The following is a 21,860-nucleotide window of genomic DNA, read 5'->3' on the forward strand; positions in this document are numbered from 1 at the left end:
AGTCGAGTTCCCTACACCTAGCCAACTTTTTTCGCCTTGAGTGACAGGGGCCCGCACTCCTTCAAGCCAAAAGTTCCTAAAACACAGGTTGACAGCCTGGTGGGTGATCGGGACTGTTGCTGAAGGTTAATGGGTTTCGGGGGTTTGAAAATGAAGTCGGCTTGGTTGGTGACGCTTGGCGTCAGCTTTGCGTTTTTGGTTCCGGCTTCTTATGCGCAACTGCCGCCCTTTGATACGATCAATGACGAGCCTGCCGCTCTTCCAGAGAACAATACCGCGCTTAATAGCGGCGGGGTTGATCAGTTCTCTGGCAGCTATGGCATGTCATTCGAGCTGGCGCGGATTGGCGATCCTGGTGGGCAAGGTGGCCTTAGCTATTCGCGATCTTTCTCCAATCTGAGCTGGCGCAATAACCTCGGCGGCGGTGTGTACGAAAGCAGCACGACAGGCCGGTTCACCGTTCGCTACGGTAATTTCACTGAAGAATTCACGCTCACAAATCCGTCTTTAGGCACCTACGCTCCGTGGCGCCCGACTGTATCGACGCTCGAAGAAGATGTAAGCGGCGGAAGCTGGGGTGATTTCACCTACAAAGCTTCGGACGGTAGTGTCATCGAGTTTTCTGGAGACCTTCGCGATACGTCGATCGGATTGCATGCCGCCATCACGAGTGTGACCAGACCGAATGGTGAGGTCATCACCTATGACGGTCCAAATGTCTCAAGCAGCCTCGGCTATCAGCTACGAACCGAGGACGGCAATTCACTCATCAACTCCGCGTATAAGTATTGTGACGTTACGCTCGACAATTGTAGCGGCCTTCCGTCGGGCAATTGGCCGAGCGCCTCAGGCCTCACAAACTCTGCAGGCGAAACCTACAGCGTGACCGACACAGCCGTCGGGAATAACACGCAAATCCAGGTGACCTCTCCAGAAGGCGTGTCCACGACAGTCACCCTCGACAGTAATGGCCGGGTCAGCAGCCGCGCCTATGCGGGCAATACCTGGACCTATTCGAGCTCGAGCACATCAAGCCAAACGCAATCGACGGTGACCGGCCCAAGCGGCATTTCTCAAGTCTCGACTTATAATAGCGACGGTCAAATCCTCTCTGCCGAGACCATACCGTCTGGGCAGACAAGCGGGCTTGGTGTCACCTACACTTACAAAGATGGGCTCCCTGAGACCGTAACATATCCTGAGGGCAATTCGGTCGTATACAAATTCGATCCCCTTGGACGGTTGGAAGAGATCCGCGAAAAAGCAAAACCCTCTTCAGGTGTGCCGGACAGGGTCGTTAGTTTCACCTATGCAGCCTGCGGCCCCACGACCTACAAATATTGTAGCAAGCCGATTACGGTGACGAACGAACGCGGTCTGATCACTAAATATAGCTACTCCTCAGCGCATGGCGAAGTTATCCGGATTGAGCATCCGCGGCCAAATTCGAGCGCGGATTATCCTATCCAGACATTCGGCTACGTTCAGAAATATGCCTGGGTCAAGGCAAGCTCGGGTACCTCGCAAGTTCAAGCGTCGGCGCCTGTCTGGCGCCTCGTTCAGAGCCTTCGGTGCAGTGTCCCAAGCCAGACTGACAATTGCGTCGGCAACTCCTCTGCGATCGAGGTAACCGATTATGCCTATGAGGCTGGCAACTCATCGACCCCGAGCAATGTCCTGCTCAAGTCGGTCACGCGCCGTTCTGTCGACTATTCGATTATAGCGACGACCGCCTACACCTACGACACGTGGGGACGTGTCACCAAAGTCGATGGTCCTCTTGCTGGCGATGATGACAGCTCTTGGTACGAATATGACCATATGGGCCGCGTGACGTTGACGACGGGGCCGGACCCCGATGCGAGCGGCGGCATGCAGCATTCATATGCCGCGATCAGCTACAATGATGATGGCCAGACAATCGAGCAAGAATCCGGGTCCGTGAACGCACCGAGCGGAAGCCGGAGCTTCTCCCCAATATCTGTCGCGACGCAGTTCTACGACACTTATGGCCGTCAGCAGAAGACGCAGCTGGTTGATAGCTCGAGCGCTGTCATATCAGTGAGCCAGGTCAGCTATGATAGCGTGGGACGGCCGGAATGCGCCGCGCTACGGATGAGCCCGACCAGCTATAGCTCGCTACCAGCATCAGCCTGTACTCAGTCTGGCGCCGGCATCGACCGGATCACCAAGACTTTCTACGACAGCTATGGTCGGCCCTGGAAAGCCACCAGCGCATTTGGCACGTCCGCTGCGCGTGACCAGTCGGTGAGCTATACAGATAACGGTCAGGTCGAAACCATTACCGATGGCAGAGGGGCCCGGACCACTTATGAGTATGACGGTCTCGATCGGCTCGTAAAAACGCGCTATCCTGATCCGTCTTCGTCAGGCGCAAGCTCTACGACCGACTTTGAGCTTGTAACCTACTGGGTCGATAATGGCTTATCGACCTCCGACGTGCACACCGCAAAGAACCGGAACGGTGAGACGTTCGGCTTCGCTTACGACAATCTGGGCAGGATCGCTGATATCTCCCGTCCATCTGGGCTGTCAGCGCTGAGCTACACCTATGATGGCCTTGGGCATCAAACGTCAGTCACGTCGGGCGGCACAACGCTCAGCTATGGTTGGGACGTTCTCGGCCGGATGACGTCAGAGCAAAGCGCGATCGGCACTGTCTCTTACCAGTATGATAGCGGCGGACGGCGCACGCGGATGACATGGCCGGACAGTGTCTACATCACTTATGAATACCTTGCAGGTAGCTCGGCGCTGACGACCATTCGTGAAAACGGCTCCACGCCGTTGGCGTCGTTCACCTACGACAGCCAAGGTCGCCGCAGCGCGCTTGGCTATGGCAATGGGGTGACGACAACTTATGGCTATGATGACGCGTCCCGCCTCTCTGATCTCAACATCAGCGTGCCGAACGATACCGACTACAGCGTCGAATATGACTACACCTACAATGCGAGCGGTCAGATCGTTCAGAGACAGGTCTCTAACTTCTCCTATGCCGATCAGCTGCCTGCATCGGGCCACAGCTACGCCTATGACATGCAGAGCAAGCTCACCTCAACCGACTCGCAGTCTGTCACGCATGATGCACGCGGCAACCTCACCAATGATGGCAACCAAAGCTATGCCTATGATGCTGAGAACCGCCTCACCAGTGTGAACTCGGGAACCTCGCTCAGCTACGACCCGGCCGGCAGGCTGACAACGGTGTCGGATACGGCCAATACCAAGATGCTCTATGACGGTGTTCAGCTCATTGGCGAATACGATAATGGCGGCAATCTGCTACGGCGCTACGTGCACGGGCCTAGCCTGGACGAACCGCTGGTTTGGTATGAAGGCTCAGGCGTCAGCTCTTCCACCCGCCGGTACATGAGTGCAGACGAGCGCGGGTCGGTGACCCTGCTGAGCGCTGCGTCAGGCACGTCCATCGGGCTCAATCAGTTTAGCGTGTTCGGTGAACCGAGCGCTAATAATGCAGGACGGTTCGGGTACACCGGACAAGCCTGGATACAGGAAGCTAGCCTTCACCACTATCGAGCACGGGCCTACAGCGCCAGCCTCGGACGGTTCCTGCAGCCAGACCCCATCGGATACGGCGACGGGCTAAACATGTACGCATACGTCGGAAACGATCCGGTGAGCTTAATTGACCCTACAGGCACCTTTGGAGAAGATCCGCCGGGAAACCCAGACCCTAAAGACGATGGGTGCCCTTACTCTTATACCTGTGACGATGTCGAGCTTGCAGCATGGCTCAAATCAGTGGATTCCTTTGTATACTATTGGGTTCTGGGATGGTCGAATGAGAGCCCGGTGGAGGCCGCCCCAGCAGGTGTAGGAACCTGTTCGACCGCCCCGTTGAGCGGCCCAGAAGCCTGGTTTGCAGTGAACGGTTGGAGGGCACACTTTTGGGAATCTCGTGCACGCGCTGGTGACCGTTGGGCGGACGCAGCAATTAAGACAGCCTTTAATAGCGGTTCGCCATTGGCTGGATATGCCAACTGGCGTCTCGTGCAAGAACTATCGATACGCAACGGAGACTATGAATGGAATATGAACGCCGGTCCAATGAGAAGGAAATTGACTGGGGATTATGAAATGTACGCCGGCGAAATAAAACGTATCAGCGTCGAAATTATGCGAGAGCACGCTCATCGTCTGACGTTAAAAAGCGGCATCACCGGACAACTTACAAATATCCAGTTCGGAAATTATCACGGGGATGTATTCGAAAGATTTGGCCTTCCCAGGAGTACATATGGCGCTGGCACTCCGAACATTACAAAGCACTACGGACCGATGGTGCTTGGATTAACATCATGTTAGTTAGACGAACACTCGTTTGGTGCTCAATAGTGTCGGCCGCACTAGTTCTGCCCGGCTGCAAATTTGGGCACAAAATATCTATCGGTGAAACTAACCTCATCGTTCCTAGTGAGTATGACGTAGTTCGGTCTCCCGACGAGGAGTTTGCTTTCAAGCTACACTTGGATGAAAGTACATGCGAGCCATTTTCATCGTCCGATCATCAATTGGATGTTCGGGTTTTCGAGAAATATGCTACACTACCTGGTAATCCCTACCGCAAGACCATTGATACTGCGCTAGCGCTGAGCACCACTGAGCAGCTCGTAGACATTCGTGATATCGTCAAGTCGATCAGATTGCTTGGAAGAATCTTTTTAGTATTAGACGACAGCAAAAATCCATCGCTCACTGATTACGAATTCGAGTCTATTATTGGGGAATGCGCGACCTATAATTCATTAGGAGAGTTAACTTGCATTATACATGGCCAAGCGTCGAGTTTAATGTACGACTACTGGCTGGGTTATAAGTATATAGATAGTATATATTGTATAAATAAGGAAATAGAGTCGCTGATTGTGAGCTGGGAAATAAATTGAATCTGTTTTCTGTCAAATATCAACACTGTTTAAAAGAGTATTTTGCTCGGTATTGCCAGAAGAACATAGCTTGAAAACGGATGCCTGATCGCTCTCGAGATTATTCCGCTTGCGGTGATCCTGCATGTCCGTTTCCCACTTCCGCGAGAAACGTTGAATATTTTCGCTACCAGCGTGGGATTAAAGTTGGCCACGAGACGGACCGGTATTGCTTCAACCGATTGCCTCCGAGATTTGTTAGCGAAATCAAGAAGCGAAGTTCTCAGCAGCTTGGTCGGGCACCAGATGACGTCGGCACATCACTGAGGTCTACACGATGACTAATGGCGTGCCAGACCCAGCCCCGTAATTTCCGGCCATGAATTTGCAGAGTCCTCGAGACGAAGAGGATGACAGATGCGCAAATCACGATTTTCCGAAGAACAGATCATAGGGATGGCCCGGGAGCACGAGGCTGGTGTGAAGACAGCCGATATCTGCCGCAAGTATGGCATTTCGGACGCGACCTTCTACAAATACAAGGCAAAGTTCGGCGGCATGACGGTTTCGGACGCCCGGCGGCTGAAGACGCTGGAGGAGGAGAATTCGAAGCTGAAGCGCCTCCTGGCCGATGCGATGCTGGACAATGCCGCCCTGAAGGACCTGGCGACAAAAACTTCTGACGCCCGACGCTAAGCGGAAGGCCGTGCACCACGTGATGGAAGCCAATGGCCTGTCGGAGCGTCGGGCCTGCGGGCTGGCCGATCTCTATCGGTCCACCTTCCAGTATGACAAGCGCGATGGCGGAGACGAGCCGCTGCGCCAGAGGTCGCGGGAGCTGGCCGGTGAACGCCGCCGGTTCGGCTATCGCAGGCTCGGTATCCTGCTGGACCGGGAGGGCCTCAGTGCCAATCACAAGAAGATCTGCCGGATCTATGCCGAGGAGGGACTGGCGGTGAAGCGGCGACGTGGGCGAAAGCGGGCGACAGGCACGCGTTCGCCCATGCTCCTGCCGGAGCAGGTGAAGGAGCGCTGGAGCCTGGACTTCGTGTCGGATGCCCTCAGCGTTGGCCGCCGGTTCCGCAGGCTCTGTGTTGTTGACGACTTCTCCCGGGAAGCCCTGGCTGTGGTTGTCGATGTGTCCGTGTCCGGCGTGCGGGTCGCCAGGGAGCTGTCCAAGCTCGTCGCCCAGCGGGGTGCGCCGAAGATGATCGTCTCCGACAATGGCACAGAGCTGACCAGTCATGCGATCCTGAGATGGGTCCGTGAAGTCGGCATTGAGTGGCACTACATCGCGTCGGGAAAGCCGACACAGAAATGCCTTCGTCGAAAGCTTCAACGGCCGGCTGCGCGACGAGTGCCTGAACGAGCATCTCTTCGACAGTCTCGGCGATGCCCGGCGCATCATCGAAGTCTGGCGGATCGATTCCAACACGCCACGGCCCCACACCGCACTCGGAGGACTTGCTCCGCTGACCTATGCCGCTCACCACCGCAGACACCGGCCCGGCTCGCTTGAGCGTCGCGGAGGCTCCGCTCGCCGGGCCTTGACCTCAAACCAACCAACAGAAAGAAAGGCGAACAGACTCTCCGAATAAACGGCCCGGATCACGGGGCTGGGTCACGAGGCAAATCCGCGGCTTTAGGATTTCTACGCAAAGCGATGAGGCGATATGAGACACAGAAGACGGTCTTGACCCATCGCCTCCGCTTTTGTGGCACAGCGATGAAGAAGATCGGGAATCTCGGTCGCCATCTTAATAATCGTGCCGGAAACAGTCACCTACCGTTCCGGTGCCGCGAGCGGGCGATGAGCAAATTTCAAAAGATATCAAACCTGCAGAAATTCGCCTCAACCCACGGCTCCCTCCGCAACCGTTTCAATCTCTATCGTCACCGCAAAACACGATCGCATTTCAAACAAAACCGTGACGCCGCCGTTCTCGAATATCGCCAGCTTCTCTAGGCCTGAGAAAGTTCACGGCGACGAGTTTGCGCTAATCTGACGAGAACCGATAATCATAGAGTTTTGGCGGCTTAGTCGTTTGGCATAAGCACCCAGGCGGAACCTGCTGGGACGAGGATAAAATCTTCGTCGACGTTCGCAGATTCACTCGGATCCGGCCTGGTTCCTTGGTCTACGATAACTTGGGTCCTGTTGCCGTTGTCGTCGTAGGTGTAGGTGATCGACGCGTCATTCTCGTAATTCACAGCAATAAGTCGGCCAAGCGCATCATACTCGTACGTCACAGTCTCCGAGCCGAAGACCAGCACGAAACCTAGAGCTACAAAACTTTCCAACATGGCCTACCCTTTGAGAACCCTGATCACCAGTCATATCAGGTTAGAATAGGTTTTTGGCGGGGGCCAGAGAAAAATAAATTCCAAGTTGCGATACGCTCTAAAAATCTGGCTGAAGGAGACTTGACAATGAACGCTCTGGGACACAGCAATATGCAACGTTAACTTAAATTTGGGGGCGGATGCATTGGCCAAAAAACAATTACTGGTATCACTTATCGCGGCACTGGCTATTCAACCTGTTGCCGCGATTGCTGAGACTTATGACTACAGTCCAAACAGAACACTCAAGATAGTAAGAGCCGAACAGGCTGGGCTGCTAATTCAACTCGACGGCACGCAGATCCCGACAAGTTCCGGCGTTACCAAGGATTGCCAGAACGTGTATGTGATTGCGCCTACCGTGGAAAATTTTGGGCTCATCAGCTCAGTGCTTATATCCGCCTTTGCGAATCAGCATGCAGTCAGAATCGTTTACGATAAGGATGACCCCAACTGCTACGGGAAAGCTTTAGGTACCGCGGAAGCGGGCTGATTTGCGCGTCGAACATAATTGTCTTTAAAGCCTTACAGGGTCAATAAAATGAATCGCTTCCCAAAGTTGCTAACTGCCGTCATTGCTTCTGCAGGATTGGCTAGCTTACCAGCGTTAGCCGAGACCACTTGGTCGCCTGACCGCGAAATCGAAACCGTCACAACTGACTCGGAAGGCAATACGATCTTCGTCTTGGAAGGTACAACGTTCTCCGGGACCGGATCTTGCGCGAACAAGTTCAGAATTAGCGTTAACGACATGCTAGCAGCTGGCAAAGCCCAGGCGGTCACCTCTGCTCAAGCGTCTGGGGAGAAAGTGAGCGTTTCTTATTTCACCGACAGCACCGCCTGCGAAAAAATGGTGATGGGTATCAAGCAGGCAGATTAAGTTAGGTGCGGACTGGGCAGCCGGACCGAGCTTTTTTCTTTCGCTGTATCAGTTCGCTAACTTTATTGGCGGCATCCTTTCTAATCTCAGAATGTGATCCTGAGATTAGAAAGGATGCCGCTTTCATGTTCGACTGTAACCTCGTACTGAGAAATTTCGGTGATTGACCATTCACCAATGGTCTCACCAACTTTTAGATTTTTGGGGAAAGCAAAACCGTTGATCCTGAGCGAGGCGACCCAACTTTTTCCCCTTCGCTGGATACCGACCAAGCTGAATTCAGGAACGGGCACCTGCTCCACAACTCTATCGCGTTGACGACTGAATGCTTCACGCGTCGGACTAAATGGGTTGGACGAGAGGAAAGCGTCCGGCTGCGATTGGCGCCTGTTCTGAAATAGCGTGAGCTGCGGCGGATAGATATGGCCCAAGATGGTATATGAGAGCACAGACCCATCGCTTGAGATGCTGTTTATCGAGAGCTCCGGTATAACGAGGTGCTGATAGGCTCCAATGGAGCGCAGTAACTGCACCACGCTTTCTGGATCGCCCTGCATTTCAAGGATGGAGGTCAGATGAGCAATTCCGGACGTTTCGGAGGCCGCGAAGTCTAGATTGATAAGACTTCCCCCGGCATTGCGAACCGCTTGTGGCAGTACCTGCTGAAAACGCGCCTGGAGCTCGGTCTCGTTCATTTCGAGGAGGTCCGCCTCGTTTGATGAAGGCTCCGCAATAGTCTCAAGCCTCGAGGCATATGTTTCTATTTGAAAGGAAAGACGTTCATTTTCTTCATGGTTTGCGTCAATCTCTTGCCACGTCATTGTTAGATTAAGCGCTGCGGCGCTAGTTAGCACCACTAAGATAAGCCAACCCTGAAGAGCGTGAACGAGCCGTTGCATACTCAGCGCTCTGGCTCTGAGACGATGAGAGAGAAGCGCTCTTTCCGGTCGGCCGTTGTCTCAACATCCGACTCCAAAGCAGCATTATAATCTGGAAGGCTCTGCGTGATCGTCGCTAGGGCTTCGCCAGCATCGCCAGACAGGCCGGTCACTTTTGTCTCTTCGGCGATATTTAGATACGTCCAGTGAGCGCTTGGCGGATATGCTGCCGACAGGCGATTAATCCAATCGAGTCGGCTGACGGGTGACAGTCGCTCTAGATTGGTTTCCATCAACGCTTCCAGATCTGTGGTTTGCTGCGCCGAACGCGCGCGCCGCGTGAGTTCAGCCCGAAGCGTGAATTCCTGATTTGCGAGAAGTTCATTCGCGGCTTTTAAATCCGACGTGATGAAATTGGCGACAGCTGTCGGCAGCAGAAACAGAGACAGGATTGCCAGTATACCTAGAATAGTGGTGTTACGCTCGCCATCAATCGCCTTCTTCGTTCTGAAAACCACGCCGCCTAGGACAACCCTATTGAGAGCGGGTGATGCCCCAGGTGAGGCCCATACCGCATTGTCAACGACTGCGTATTTTAATGACTGCTTGCCTCTACCTTGCTGAACTAGGATCGTTGCGTTGCTGACGGGAACGGGAACGAGTTCAGGTAGGCTATTCAAAAAGCCTGCGCGAAGCTCTTTCAGATTGTTGACCGGCGCTGAATAGCTACTCGACCAGGCCTGCCAAGTCTGCAGATGTGGGGCCGTGCGTCCGTAGGTATTTCCAGAGCGCGGCCTCAACGCTGCGAGTATGCGGCTTGTAAATAGCCTCCAAGTGCGAATGACGGGGCCAGGAAAATCAAAAACCACATTCATCATCGGCATCGACGCCCCACAATGTCGTAGAGGCAATCGGACGCGAGCGTGACCGGCGACTCGTCAGGGCCTAGCGGGATGTCGCCCATCTCAGCTTCTTGACCGATAAGCTCTGAAATTACGATTCGAGAGGTCTCTATTTCCACGACGAGGCGCTGTTCGAAAGACAGATAGATCGTCAGAAACTGACCAAAAATCGCAGTGGCCAGAGAGATGATGAGCAATGCGGTCAGCGTTTCTGCCAGCGTGAATCCGGCCTCATTGGACGGCTGCCGTACTGAGCTGCATCGAGCTCTTTTCACCATCTTGGCGCTGCCACTCAATTGTGACCCTTTTCTCAACAAATCTCATCGCCTCTGGACTATCTTCAACGGGTGATAGACTGACCCGAACCACCCATTCATAGTCTCTGCCATTTGCCTGCGTGCGTCCAGACTGGCTGGCCTGCGCAGATGAGAGCACCGAGTTGGCAATCGAAAGCGCGGTGCTACGGGTTGTCGCTTCCATGGCGGCTCGTGATGAAATTGATTGAGTAAGCAGGAGCGTGGTGGCGAGGAAGGAAAGGAGCAACAGAGCGACGAGCGCATCGATCATGGCGTAGCCAGCTTCGGAACGATGAACGCGCCTCACATCGACTCTCCAATCGATGTCAGACCAGATAAGACAAAGAGCATCATTGATGCGACGAGCCCACCGACCAAAACGACCAAGAACGGTCCTGCAATAGCAGCGAGGCGGTTAATCCTATCAAGCGCCCGCTCGCGGCAGAGCCGACCTGCCTCGACGAGGCTCGGCCCTAATGTTCCAGCTCGCTCTGCGAGAACCGCGACCCTTGTTACATCACTTGGCAATCCATCCGCTTTGACAAGTGCCTGTCGCAGCGGCACGCCATCCTGAAGCCGCTCCAGTATAGCTTCGAACGCATCCTGGGCTGGATAATCGGCAAGCTGCTTAGTCGAGCGCAGAGCATCAATGATCGGTGTCCCGGCCTCAACGAGCGCCCCGAGCACGTCTAAGGCCGGACCTGCAGCCATGTCCTGTTGAAGCGAGGAAATGAGGGGCAGCTTGCTGGCAAGCCTCTGGACTCTTTGGCGAAGCCTCAACCTTTTCCTGAAGAGGAATAGGAGACCGATTAGAGCGGCGATAAACAGAAGAATGAACGAACTTTGCGCTCGAATGAACGCGCCGAACTCTGCAACGCTCAATATGAAGTTGTCCTGGCCCTGCAAAGCGGGTGCTAACGCCGGCGCTACAAAAACGATGATGATGAGGATAGCGGTCATCGCCAGCAGGATGACAAACACGGGATAAGCGAGAGCCGATTGGATTTTCTTGCTCGTATCGAGGCGATCTTGAAAAAACTTGCTTGCTCGGGCGAGCATAGTTTCCAAACCAACGCCTGCAAGCCCCGCTTCGACAAAACGCGCCAATAAGCGGCCGATCTGGCCCTGCTGCTGCAGCGCATCGGCGAGACTGCCTCCGGTGTCGAGCTTGTGACCCACCTCTTGGGCCAAGCTCGCGCTGGTCGACGAGCCATCGGCCATGATCCGCAATGCGTCCCGAAGCGGCGCGCCCGCGCGCAAAAGAGACGAGAGCTCCAAGGCGAACTTGGCTGCGACCGTCTCGCTCAGCACATCCTTTCGCTCAAATGATAGTTTCTTTGCTTTGTCGGCAGCACGTAGGTCGAGGATGGTTTCTCCGCGTGCCAGTATCAGTCTTCGCGCCGTTTCTTGGTCGGCCGCCTCAAACAATCCCGACTGGCGTTCGCCATCTTTCGTGACTGAGCGATAGAGAAAACGTGTCAATCCATGGCCTCTGCGCTAAGGGCTTGCCTGAGCGATATCTTTCCTTGTGCTGCCTTATTGAGCGCGTCCGCGCGTAGCGATTGAACCAGCCGATCGCCCAGCCTGATCTCACTGACGCTCAAGCGGCCTGTCTCTCCTGTATCGCCGCAACGCAAACATCCTTTGGGCTCAACCACGTTCGCTGGCGCGGTTAGACCCTCTTCAAGGAATGGGCGTTGTTCTCGCTCAGTCAGCTCTCTTGCTTGGCCGCAAGCATCACATACCTTCCGAGCAAGGCGTTGGCTCATTGAACCGATCAAGCAGGCATCAAGCTTGAAGGGCTCCACGCCCATATCGGCGAGCCTGTTTTTTACCCTCGCCGTGTCGATCGCGTGAATACTGGCCAAGACGAGGTGACCCGTATAAGCGGCCTGAACAGCCGTTTTCGCTGTCTCTGCATCACGGATCTCACCAACGAAGATGACTTCCGGATCATGGCGCAGAAAGGCGCGCAACGTGTCGGCAAAACCGACACCTGCCTTCTCCGAGACCTGAATCTGGGTGACGTGATCGAACTGATACTCGACAGGGTCTTCCACCGATAGGATTTTGATATCGCGGTCGCGCAGCGCTTCAATGCAAGCGTAGAGTGTCGTTGTTTTTCCGCTTCCCGTGGGGCCAGCGACAAGAAATAGTCCTTGCGATTGCGAGATCGCCCATTTTAGTGCCGAAACGGCTTCTTCAGAGTGGCCGAGCTCCTCGAGCGACAGAACTGCGTCTGGGCGGTCAAGAAGTCGCAGGACGCAGCTTTCGCCGAAGATAGCAGGAACGAGCGACGCGCGAACATCGATGCGGCGTCCCCGCACGACAATCGTGGCGCGGCCGTCCTGAGGTTTGCGGCGTTCGCCAAGATCTAGGCCAGCTAGAACTTTAAGCCGCGCGATGATGGCAAGCCCGGCTTCAGCGCTCTCAGTCGCAATCAACCGAAGGGCGCCGTCTTTGCGGACCTTGACTTCAAAACTCTCGCGACGTGCTTCAAAATGGACATCAGAGGCGCCGAGGTCCGCAGCGTCAGAGATCCAAGTAGCGACTTTTCGGACGACGGGTGCGTCTCTGTCCTGGCTGTCAAAAAAATTCAGGTCTGCTTCAAGATCGAAAGCAATCCCTTCGTCTTTCTTCTCATACAGACGTGAGAAGGCTTTCTGCCAATCGCCTGCGCGAAGGACTGACACTTCAGCTCTGCGCCGAAACGCAAATTCCAAAGCTGCGCAGGCATTTTCGTCAGTCGGCGTGACCATGCCCAGCTGAAAAGTGCGCGTCTGGATAGAGAGTGGTAGCAGCTTATGCTTTCGCAGGAATTCAGGCGAAGCGAGGTCGGCGCCAACAATCTCTGTCGGAAGGCTCTCTACCGGCACGATAGGCCTCCCCGTCGAAACTTGATAATGTCTTGCGAGAACATCATCGCTGAGAGCGCCCATCTGGTTGAGAATAACCTCGATCGGCTTGCCCGTGCGCTCGCTGATGCTTTGGGCGCGTTGAAGTGAGGCCTGTTTGATTTGGCCAGACTCGATCAATGCCTCAATCGGCTCTGTCAGTCCTTCATAGTCTGATGCGTGATCAAACATCTGGAAATACCAGATCGGCCTCTTGGCCAGAGCCACCGGGCGCGCCATCTGCGCCGTAGCTGATGATGCGCGCCGGCTGATCCCCATTGGGCGGCTCAAAGGCGAAAGGGTTGCCCCATGGATCGATCAAATTCGAGGCTGTTCGCACATAGGGACCGTTCCATGTCGGAAGATTGTCTGGCCGCGTCAGGAGCACCGAAAGCCCCTCATCAGGTGAGGGGTAGCGTCTGTTATCGATATAATAGATATCGACCGACGCCGATAAGGTGTCGAGCTGAATACGGGCCGCTTCAACCTTGGAGCTATCCAGGCGCCCGATAATGCGAGGCGTAATGGCGGCGGCGATAAGACCCAGAATGACCAGAACGACAAGAAGTTCGGTGAGCGTATAGCCATGCTGGTTTTTAAGGGCAGCTGGTGGGCGGGCCATGTTCAGGGAAGCTCCAGTCCATAATCTCAATAGGTCGTTCAGGGGCGCCGGTGAAGAGGATCACAGCGCGCAAATACAGAGTGGGCGATTGGTCTTCGGCTGTAAATACATCATAGCGCACCAGAGCGCCGTCGAGCGATTGCGGCCTTTCAGTTGCGATGGGGTTGAATGTCGATCTGTAGAAAGAAACCTCATCAATGATGCAGGCCCAGCTCTCATCGCTCAGTCGCGCGGGCTTCTTCAAATATGCCAATTGCCAGTTGGAAGGATCGCGGTCGCTTCGCTGGGCCTCATTGACCAGGGCTTCAACCTCTGGGCTTAGACTCCGAGCGCTGCCGGATTTATTCTCCGAAAGCGTGTCTCTTAGAAGGTTGAAGCGTTTCTGGTCGTCAGAGCGACGCACCTCTAGTGAGATGCCATCCCAAGTCGAGCTCGTCGTGCCAAGCCGAAAGGAGTCAGGTCTTTCAAGATCGGCTTGCACGTGTTGATACAGGGTACCCTGCAGCGCCAATCTGGTTTTGACTAAGGCTTCCGCCTGTCTGGAGCGATCAAGCTCGGTAAGGGACAAATTCATCAGGGAGAACGAGAGCAGCGACAAAACCGCGATCAATCCCAAGACTGATGCGGTCGCGTACCCGTCTTCGTGCCTCACCGAAGCATCTCTGGGCGAAGTCGCATCAATGCTTCGACAAGGCGAGCAGATAGAGCAGGCCGCCTTTGCTGATCTGTGACCAGCGTTGGCCTTATCAAAATGACCAGCTCTGACCGCCTGTCAGCATCACCTGTGGCGCTGAACAGTTTCCCGAGTACTGGTACGTCCTTCAGCACGGGAACGCCAGTTTCCGTCAGAGACCGAGTAGAACTCATTAGTCCGCCAAGTACGGCTGTCGATCCGTCAGGGACAACGAGCGTACTCTGAATGCGGCGTTGAGAGATGGTGGGCGAGTCGATCCCAGAGGTCGTTGTCTCTGAGACCCCCGATACTTCCTGAATAATATCGATCTCGATTAGACCACCGCTACGTATGCGCGGCGTCACGCTCAAGATCACGCCAGTGTCTCTGAAATTGACTGAATTTACGACCGGCGCATTAGGATCGGTTACACTTACGGCGGTCTGCGAGATGACGGGCACCTGATCACCAACCTGAAGAAGTGCGCTTCGATTGTTTAGCGTTGTGACGCGTGGTGAAGAGATCACTTCAACATCTGTGACGTTTGCAAGTGCGTTCACGACTGCTTCGATATCTGCGCTGACATAGGCAAGGGAAAAGCCGGGAAATCGGCTGCTAACCGCGCCCGAAGCGGCGTCAGTAAACGTCTCACGGATCTGGTCTTCAATCAGCGACCATTGCACCCCGTAGCGGAGTTCATTGGTAAGGTTTGCCTCAACAATTGTCGCTTCGATCAAGACTTGCTGTTGTGGTTGATCGAGCTGGCGTAGGACCGATCGCAAATCGTTCAACGCCGCGTTGTTGCCACGCGCCAAAATCACATTGCGATTCTGGTCTGCTGATATTTTCAGGCCGTCCTCCGAAACAGTGCTTATGGACGGGCCTAATGGGCTGTTATCGGGGCGGCTCAAAGATAGGTCGGGACCGCTCGTGCCCAGACTGGGACTTTGAATGTTGGGTGTGGAAACGCCAGCCGATTGTTCTCCCGAAAAAAGCTCGCCGACCGACGCGACGAGATCCACGGCGTTTAAGTGCATTGGTTCATAGACCAAGGTGTCGTTGGAGAGCGTTTGCTCAGCTTGCCTGTCGAGACGGTCAATCCAAGACAGCACTTGGTCGATCTTTTGGTCAGACTGAGAAAGAACGAGCAGCGAATTCAGGCGATCAAGAGCGATAAACTCTGCCGTGCCATCTTGGCGGAAAATGGTTTCGAGCTCATCCTGAATGGCACTTGCCGACGTGTAGTTAATCGCGATTATGGCCGTCGAGATTGCTGACAGCCAGTCAACATCAAGGCTTGCTGCGACCTGCGCCGCCTCTGTCACTTTTATCGGATCACCGGAGAGCAGAATCATGTTCCGGCTTTCAACGAATGGGCCGACAACTTCGCCAAAGCCGAGTTCGGAGAGGATGTTGGAAATGTCCTCAGCTCTCGAATTCTGAAGCATGATTGCGGCGCTGCCAGGGTTCTTCGGCACTAGTCCATTGGGACCGATAAGCGCTACACCGCCTACTTCGTTTGCGGCCGTATCCCCGCGTCGCGTCACATAGTAAACCGAGTTTTGAAGGATCAGGTTATAGCCCTGCATCCGCAAAGCGCCTGATAGTGCTTCAACCGCTTGATCAGCTGAAGCGATGTTTTCGAGGCGGATCGTGATGCGATCTTGAATGGTTGGATCTATCGCGAACGACAAGCCGTAAGTCTCGGACAGAACAGCGTTAAGAACAGTGTCGAGTGCTGCATCTCTGTAGATGAAGCTTTCGGTCGGCGCGCTATTACCACCAGCGGTCTGCGCCGATATTCCTGCTTCAGGTTTTCCCAGAAATTCGGCCGAACCGACGCGGCGATCAACCTGAGTGCTGGATGCTTCTTCAGGGGCGATCTGCGCTGTTTCAATTTGATCTGCGTGAGGCACCGGAGGTGGTGGCCAAGCCGAGGATCGTCTCGGCATCTGCGTTTGCGCTGCGCAGGCGGTAGCCACGGCGCAAACTAGGGCCACGAAAGGTGTAGCAAACTGACTTAGCTTGTGCTTGGAGGTCTGGAGCGCGCAAAAAATATACATAGGCTACAAGTCTTCGCCAGCTAGCATTAGATCTGCGTACATACATCGAACCAACCCCTGTGAACCGTTGCTGCCACTCGGAGTATCTATACGCGGTATTTTAATGCTCATAGCCGAAAAATGGCTGATATTGAGCCAGTTCCTAGCCTAGCCTGATCAACTGAGTCCAAACAACCGAAAATAGATTAATTAGGTGCGAGACTGGTCCGTCCTATTGGCGGCGGGCCGCAGAGTTCGATGCGGCTGTATCCCCTACACGTGCTACATCTCTGTCGGAAATTTAAATATATGTTGGTCGTGTTACACAAGCGAGGCACTTGATATAGCCTTGAGTGCCGTTTTAAAAGTCGCGATCTTTTCTTTACTTACGGAGCGTGATCTCGATTGGCCAGATCTATAGCACACTACGATTAGAGGGTGGCAGAGAACACTCGATCAACGAGAATGTTGTTCGCTGTGTCTCGATGAATAAAGGGGCTCTGGCGACAAAACAGCGCCGTCATCCCACCTTATTTTGGGCTACAGACTTGCGCGGCGCAAGAATGTGCCTGGACCAAAGTCGGGACTCAGCAGATGGGCTATTGACATCATCAATGTCAGTTACCGGACAGCAAACGAAGAATCTATTTTTGGTTCAGTTTGCACTCAATGAAGTAGTATAAATTAGTTAAGGATGTTTTGTACTCACAGATCATCTGATCAACACTGAAAACGCCTGCCAGTGCTGCTTCTTTCCCCGAATTTGAATAAAGATGTGGTTCGTACAGCCGGACCTCACTATTTACAAATTCCGCAAGAAGAACCGTGTATCCGGCAATTGATATTGGTGCGTCGCGTCTTTTTTCGAGTGTTTCAATTCCAGCTAAAAGATCGACTAGAACTTCTGCGATCCGGTCAGGCCAGTATCCGTACCTTTTTCCCCTCAAAACGAATTCCAAATCATACTTCCCGCCAATTCCGTCAGCTATTGCAACCATTTTAATAGGAAGTACAGAATCAATCGAATAAGTATTCGGCGCAATTCCCACATCTGGTGTAATGGAGATGTAAAAATTATCCATGGCTTCGCACCCTTACGGGCAGCCCGGGTAAACGCTAACCAATTCTCGAAGGATCCGTCCGTCCTTATAGGGTTTAGGAGTGGAAAATATCAGAGTAAGATACGTTGTCGTGTTGTTATTGCTGCGTTCATCAAAGCCGGTCTGGAATCCCATATTCATTGTAATTCTTCTGCGGTGGAATGCCGCTGGGACTGAGTTTCCAGTCCTTGCAGCCAATTCAGCTGCTCCAATAAGTCTTCCAGCACTATAGATCTCCCTGGCGAAAACACTCTGTGGATTCCCTTTCGCGTTCCTAGAGGATGAATGTTGAACGAATTTTTCTGTTGCCTTTGCCGCCAATTGAGCGGGGATGTATACGAAATCTTCTTCACCATTATTCGGCCCTGTCTCCTGGCGGATGCATCTATCATAGAAAACGGGCAAATTTGGCACCCTGCTCTGCGCCAAAATAAGTCGTGCTCCCGTTCCTCCACCACCACTTTGATACAGTTGTGGAGAGTAGATGTGATAGAGTTGGCCGAAAAGCAAATGCGCGGGCAGCCATGTGGTACTAACGGACTCTATGATCTGACCAATAACCACGACAGTATCTTGACAATCGACCGTAGGGTCATCCTCTTCCTGGAGCCCCGGCGTACCGCATTCGCTTTCCAGCCCCCACGGATCGATCATATTCACCGGATCATTTCCGACGTAGGCGTACATGTTTAGCCCGTCGCCGTATCCGATCGGGTCCGGCTGCAGGAACCGTCCGAGGCTGGCGCTGTAGGCCCGTGCCCGGTAGTGGTGGAGGCTAGCTTCCTGTATCCAGGCTTGTCCGGTGTACCCGAACCGTCCTGCATTGTCAGCGCTCGGTTCACCGAACACGCTAAACTGATTGAGCCCGATGGACGTGCCTGACGCAGCGCTCAGCAGGGTCACCGACCCGCGCTCGTCTGCACTCATGTACCGGCGGGTGGAAGAGCTGACGCCTGAGCCTTCATACCAAACCAGCGGTTCGTCCAGGCTAGGCCCGTGCACGTAGCGCCGTAGCAGATTGCCGCCATTATCGTATTCGCCAATGAGCTGAACACCGTCATAGAGCATCTTGGTATTGGCCGTATCCGACACCGTTGTCAGCCTGCCGGCCGGGTCGTAGCTGAGCGAGGTTCCCGAGTTCACACTGGTGAGGCGGTTCTCAGCATCATAGGCATAGCTTTGGTTGCCATCATTGGTGAGGTTGCCGCGTGCATCATGCGTGACAGACTGCGAGTCGGTTGAGGTGAGCTTGCTCTGCATGTCATAGGCGTAGCTGTGGCCCGATGCAGGCAGCTGATCGGCATAGGAGAAGTTAGAGACCTGTCTCTGAACGATCTGACCGCTCGCATTGTAGGTGTAGTCATATTCGACGCTGTAGTCGGTATCGTTCGGCACGCTGATGTTGAGATCAGAGAGGCGGGACGCGTCATCATAGCCATAAGTTGTCGTCACCCCATTGCCATAGCCAAGCGCGCTGCGGCGACCTTGGCTGTCGTAGGTGAACGACGCCAACGGCGTGGAGCCGTTTTCACGAATGGTCGTCAGCGCCGAGCTACCTGCAAGGTATTCATAAGTGATGTAGACACTGTCCGGCCATGTCATCCGCGTGCGCCGTCCGCCGCTATCATACTGGTAAGAGACAGTGCCGATCGCGCTTTGCTCTGACGTCATCCGGCCGAGAACGTCCCAACCATAGCTGAGCGTTGTGCCGCCCGACGTGACTGACGTTTGATGCCCAAGGCCATCATAGGTGTAGCTCAGCGCTGACAGCCCAGATGGACGGGAGATATCAGCGATCCTGCCCAGATTGTCGTAAGCGAAGCCGAACGTCTCACCGTTCCGGTTCTTTGCGGTGTGCACGTCGGAGGTCGATAAGCCATTATCGACCCAGTAGGTTACAAGCTCAAAGTCGGTCGTAGAGCTTGCGCCTGACGAAGACGGATCAGGATAGCGCGTTTTTACGAGCCGATCGAGACCGTCATACTCATAAGTGGTCCGGGCCCCTCTGCCATCGGTAATGGTTTCGACCTGACCGTTATCTGTATAGCTCACCGACTGGTCACGCGCAGCGGACGTGCCAAATGCGCTGGTGGCTTTCCAGGGCCGACCATAGCTGTCGTAGAAAGTCTTGGTGATCCGGTCGATGCCGGCGCCAGACTGAGTACAGGCTGATGCTGGTAGCGAGCTATAGCTGGTCGGGCTCATCCGTAGCGCGGCGCATTCCGGCCGTCCCACGCTATCATAGCTGACCTGGCTCACTGATATGACAGCGCTCGAGCTATCAACCAGCTGCGTCTTCTGCTGACGGCCATAAGTGTCGTAGAACTGCGTCGCGACAGATATTGGGGAGAAGCTCCGGCTTCCGCTCGGTGCGTTCACGGACCCGGATTCTTGCTCGATTGTCTGGCCATCATCATTGTAGCTGATCGCGGCATATGAATGCTGCATGCCGCCGCTCGCATCGGGGTCCGGCCCCGTCGTCAACGTCACGCGGCCCATATGGTCATATTCGTACCAAGAGCTGTCATCATCGCCAGCAAGAGGACCATCGACTTTGGTGACACGTCCCCACGTGTCGTAGGTGTAGGCGGTCGTCGCTATAATCGAATAGTCGACAGAACGGCGCGTGACCGACTTGAGCAGGACATTGCTCGGGGTCGATGAGTTGCCAGCCTCATAGGCATAATCGGTTACCTCGATCGCAGAGGAGTTGCCGACGCAATTGTCAGTCTGGCTTGGGACACTGCACCGAAGGCTCTGAACGAGGCGCCAGACAGGCGCCGACGCTTGAACTTGCGAGGTACCCGAGCTTGCCTTGACCCAGGCATATTTCTGAACGTAGCCGAATGTCTGGATAGGATAATCCGCGCTCGAATTTGGCCGCGGATGCTCAATCCGGATAACTTCGCCATGCGCTGAGGAGTAGCTATATTTAGTGATCAGACCGCGTTCGTTCGTCACCGTAATCGGCTTGCTACAATATTTGTAGGTCGTGGGGCCGCAGGCTGCATAGGTGAAACTAACGACCCTGTCCGGCACACCTGAAGAGGGTTTTGCTTTTTCGCGGATCTCTTCCAACCGTCCAAGGGGATCGAATTTGTATACGACCGAATTGCCCTCAGGATATGTTACGGTCTCAGGGAGCCCATCTTTGTAAGTGTAGGTGACACCAAGCCCGCTTGTCTGCCCAGACGGTATGGTCTCGGCAGAGAGGATTTGACCGTCGCTATTATAAGTCGAGACTTGAGAAATGCCGCTTGGGCCGGTCACCGTCGATTGCGTTTGGCTTGATGTGCTCGAGCTCGAATAGGTCCAGGTATTGCCCGCATAGGCGCGGCTGCTGACCCGGCCATTACTGTCGAGGGTGACTGTCGTGGACACGCCTTCTGGAGAGGTCACCTGGATTTGCGTGTTATTCCCGACGGCTGTGTCGGTCACGCTGTAGGTTTCGCCTGCAGAGTTTGTGAGGCCTGAGGCGCTCGGCCAATTGCCCGACGGAAGGCCGCTACAATTGTCGAGCGTAACGTCACAATACTTATACGCGGAGTTGATGAGTGAATTGCCGTCCTCGGTTCGTAGCTGATAGCCGAGGCTGCTTGAGACATTTGGACCGTCATAGGTGATGACCTCACCATTCGGTCTGGTCACACTCGTGATGGCGGCATGCAATCCGATCGACGTATCGCGAAGGTCTCCAGAAAACTCGATGACACTACCGTCCGAAGCTTTGTAGGTGAAATCACCCCAGCTTCCGCCGCTTACATCTTCTTCGAGCGTCGATACAGTCGGGCGCCACGGAGCGTAGGTGCCTAAAGACGGATTTGTGAGCGTGAATTCTTCAGTGAAATTACCGTAGCGAACGGTGAACCGGCCTGTCGTGCTGCTTTCGTACACACCGCCGCCGAGGTTATTGCGCCAGCTCAGATTGGAGAAAGATCGCGAATAGCTAAGGCCACCTTGCCCACCAGGATCGCCAATCCGCGCCAGCTCGAATGACATGCCATAGCTGCCAGAGAACTGATCAACCCCGCCGCTATTAAGCGCGGTATTGTTCTCTGGAAGAGCGGCAGGCTCGTCATTGATCGTATCAAAGGGCGGCAGTTGCGCATAAGAAGCCGGAACCAAAAACGCAAAGCTGACGCCAAGCGTCACCAACCAAGCCGACTTCATTTTCAAACCCCCGAAACCCATTAACCTTCAGCAACAGTCCCGATCACCCACCAGGCTGTCAACCTGTGTTTTAGGAACTTTTGGCTTGAAGGAGTGCGGGCCCCTGTCACTCAAGGCGAAAAAAGTTGGCTAGGTGTAGGGAACTCGACT

The 21,860-nt window shown here is 54.4% G+C and carries 14 protein-coding genes and 2 pseudogenes; 5 read left to right on the top strand and 11 right to left on the bottom strand.

Going from position 1 to position 21,860, the window contains the following annotated elements:
* Window positions 1-150 precede the first annotated feature (150 nt).
* The 5 genes and pseudogenes from D1222_RS08130 to D1222_RS08160 all read left to right on the top strand — a co-directional run bounded on the left by D1222_RS08130 (window position 151) and on the right by D1222_RS08160 (window position 8,133).
* Window positions 151-4,350: an RHS repeat domain-containing protein gene (locus D1222_RS08130; RefSeq protein ID WP_182481915.1), complete on the top strand. Its 4,200-nt coding sequence runs from the start codon at window positions 151-153 to the stop codon at window positions 4,348-4,350.
* Window positions 4,351-5,327: 977 nt separating this feature from the next.
* Window positions 5,328-6,508, top strand: a pseudogene (locus D1222_RS08140) (IS3 family transposase).
* Window positions 6,509-6,531: 23 nt separating this feature from the next.
* Window positions 6,532-6,876, top strand: a pseudogene (locus D1222_RS08145) (DDE-type integrase/transposase/recombinase); the annotation flags it as partial.
* Window positions 6,877-7,398: 522 nt separating this feature from the next.
* Window positions 7,399-7,746, top strand: coding sequence for a hypothetical protein (locus D1222_RS08155; protein WP_147371832.1), 348 nt, complete (start codon window positions 7,399-7,401; stop codon window positions 7,744-7,746).
* Between the two features lie 48 nt (window positions 7,747-7,794).
* Window positions 7,795-8,133, top strand: coding sequence for a hypothetical protein (locus D1222_RS08160; RefSeq protein WP_119453780.1), 339 nt, complete (start codon window positions 7,795-7,797; stop codon window positions 8,131-8,133).
* An 86-nt stretch (window positions 8,134-8,219) separates the two neighbouring features.
* Here the strand turns inward: D1222_RS08160 and D1222_RS08165 are convergent, their stop codons facing one another.
* The 11 genes from D1222_RS08165 to D1222_RS08210 form a co-directional block, all read right to left on the bottom strand.
* Complete coding sequence (locus tag D1222_RS08165; protein ID WP_119453781.1) at window positions 8,220-9,032, bottom strand: hypothetical protein; 813 nt, start codon at window positions 9,030-9,032, stop codon at window positions 8,220-8,222.
* A 2-nt stretch (window positions 9,033-9,034) separates the two neighbouring features.
* Window positions 9,035-9,895 (bottom strand): hypothetical protein, encoded by an 861-nt coding sequence (locus D1222_RS15650; RefSeq protein WP_147371833.1) that lies wholly within the window; start codon window positions 9,893-9,895, stop codon window positions 9,035-9,037.
* Window positions 9,886-10,191, bottom strand: a complete 306-nt coding sequence (locus D1222_RS15965; RefSeq protein ID WP_407646736.1) for a prepilin-type N-terminal cleavage/methylation domain-containing protein — start codon at window positions 10,189-10,191, stop codon at window positions 9,886-9,888. Before D1222_RS15965 ends, D1222_RS15650 begins: the two co-directional genes overlap by 10 nt.
* Window positions 10,145-10,480, bottom strand: coding sequence for a hypothetical protein (locus tag D1222_RS08180; RefSeq protein WP_119453784.1), 336 nt, complete (start codon window positions 10,478-10,480; stop codon window positions 10,145-10,147). The genes D1222_RS15965 and D1222_RS08180 overlap by 47 nt, the downstream gene beginning before the upstream one ends.
* Window positions 10,481-10,512: 32 nt before the next feature.
* Window positions 10,513-11,691, bottom strand: coding sequence for a type II secretion system F family protein (locus tag D1222_RS08185; RefSeq protein ID WP_119453785.1), 1,179 nt, complete (start codon window positions 11,689-11,691; stop codon window positions 10,513-10,515).
* Window positions 11,688-13,295 carry a GspE/PulE family protein gene (locus D1222_RS08190; RefSeq protein WP_182481916.1) on the bottom strand — a complete coding sequence of 536 codons (1,608 nt, stop codon included), beginning with the start codon at window positions 13,293-13,295 and terminating at the stop codon, window positions 11,688-11,690. The genes D1222_RS08185 and D1222_RS08190 overlap by 4 nt, the downstream gene beginning before the upstream one ends.
* On the bottom strand, window positions 13,288-13,725 hold the full coding sequence (gene gspG / locus D1222_RS08195) for a type II secretion system major pseudopilin GspG (protein WP_119453787.1): 438 nt from the start codon (window positions 13,723-13,725) through the stop codon (window positions 13,288-13,290). Before gspG ends, D1222_RS08190 begins: the two co-directional genes overlap by 8 nt.
* On the bottom strand, window positions 13,700-14,377 hold the full coding sequence (locus D1222_RS08200; protein WP_119453788.1) for a hypothetical protein: 678 nt from the start codon (window positions 14,375-14,377) through the stop codon (window positions 13,700-13,702). Before D1222_RS08200 ends, gspG begins: the two co-directional genes overlap by 26 nt.
* Window positions 14,374-16,461, bottom strand: coding sequence for a secretin N-terminal domain-containing protein (locus tag D1222_RS08205; RefSeq protein ID WP_119453789.1), 2,088 nt, complete (start codon window positions 16,459-16,461; stop codon window positions 14,374-14,376). Before D1222_RS08205 ends, D1222_RS08200 begins: the two co-directional genes overlap by 4 nt.
* 623 nt (window positions 16,462-17,084) lie before the next feature.
* Window positions 17,085-17,522: a hypothetical protein gene (locus D1222_RS15655; RefSeq protein WP_147371834.1), complete on the bottom strand. Its 438-nt coding sequence runs from the start codon at window positions 17,520-17,522 to the stop codon at window positions 17,085-17,087.
* 12 nt (window positions 17,523-17,534) lie between these two features.
* The gene (locus tag D1222_RS08210) at window positions 17,535-21,710 is read right to left on the bottom strand and encodes an RHS repeat domain-containing protein (RefSeq protein WP_182481917.1); all 4,176 of its coding nucleotides are present in this window, start codon (window positions 21,708-21,710) and stop codon (window positions 17,535-17,537) included.
* Window positions 21,711-21,860 lie beyond the last annotated feature (150 nt).

Origin of the sequence: Henriciella algicola, from assembly GCF_003576245.1 — a bacterium.
Lineage (GTDB): Bacteria > Pseudomonadota > Alphaproteobacteria > Caulobacterales > Hyphomonadaceae > Henriciella > Henriciella algicola.

Bases quoted from the DNA above. Each gene is read 5' to 3' on its own strand.
- D1222_RS08130 (WP_182481915.1), top strand. From the start codon at position 151: ATGAAGTCGGCTTGGTTGGTGACGCTTGGCGTCAGCTTTGCGTTTTTG.
- D1222_RS08160 (WP_119453780.1), top strand. From the start codon at position 7,795: ATGAATCGCTTCCCAAAGTTGCTAACTGCCGTCATTGCTTCTGCAGGA.
- D1222_RS08165 (WP_119453781.1), bottom strand. From the start codon at position 9,032: ATGCAACGGCTCGTTCACGCTCTTCAGGGTTGGCTTATCTTAGTGGTG.
- D1222_RS15650 (WP_147371833.1), bottom strand. From the start codon at position 9,895: ATGCCGATGATGAATGTGGTTTTTGATTTTCCTGGCCCCGTCATTCGC.
- D1222_RS15965 (WP_407646736.1), bottom strand. From the start codon at position 10,191: ATGGTGAAAAGAGCTCGATGCAGCTCAGTACGGCAGCCGTCCAATGAG.
- D1222_RS08180 (WP_119453784.1), bottom strand. From the start codon at position 10,480: ATGATCGATGCGCTCGTCGCTCTGTTGCTCCTTTCCTTCCTCGCCACC.
- D1222_RS08190 (WP_182481916.1), bottom strand. From the start codon at position 13,295: ATGTTTGATCACGCATCAGACTATGAAGGACTGACAGAGCCGATTGAG.
- gspG (WP_119453787.1), bottom strand. From the start codon at position 13,725: ATGGCCCGCCCACCAGCTGCCCTTAAAAACCAGCATGGCTATACGCTC.
- D1222_RS08205 (WP_119453789.1), bottom strand. From the start codon at position 16,461: ATGTATATTTTTTGCGCGCTCCAGACCTCCAAGCACAAGCTAAGTCAG.
- D1222_RS15655 (WP_147371834.1), bottom strand. From the start codon at position 17,522: ATGGATAATTTTTACATCTCCATTACACCAGATGTGGGAATTGCGCCG.
- D1222_RS08210 (WP_182481917.1), bottom strand. From the start codon at position 21,710: ATGAAGTCGGCTTGGTTGGTGACGCTTGGCGTCAGCTTTGCGTTTTTG.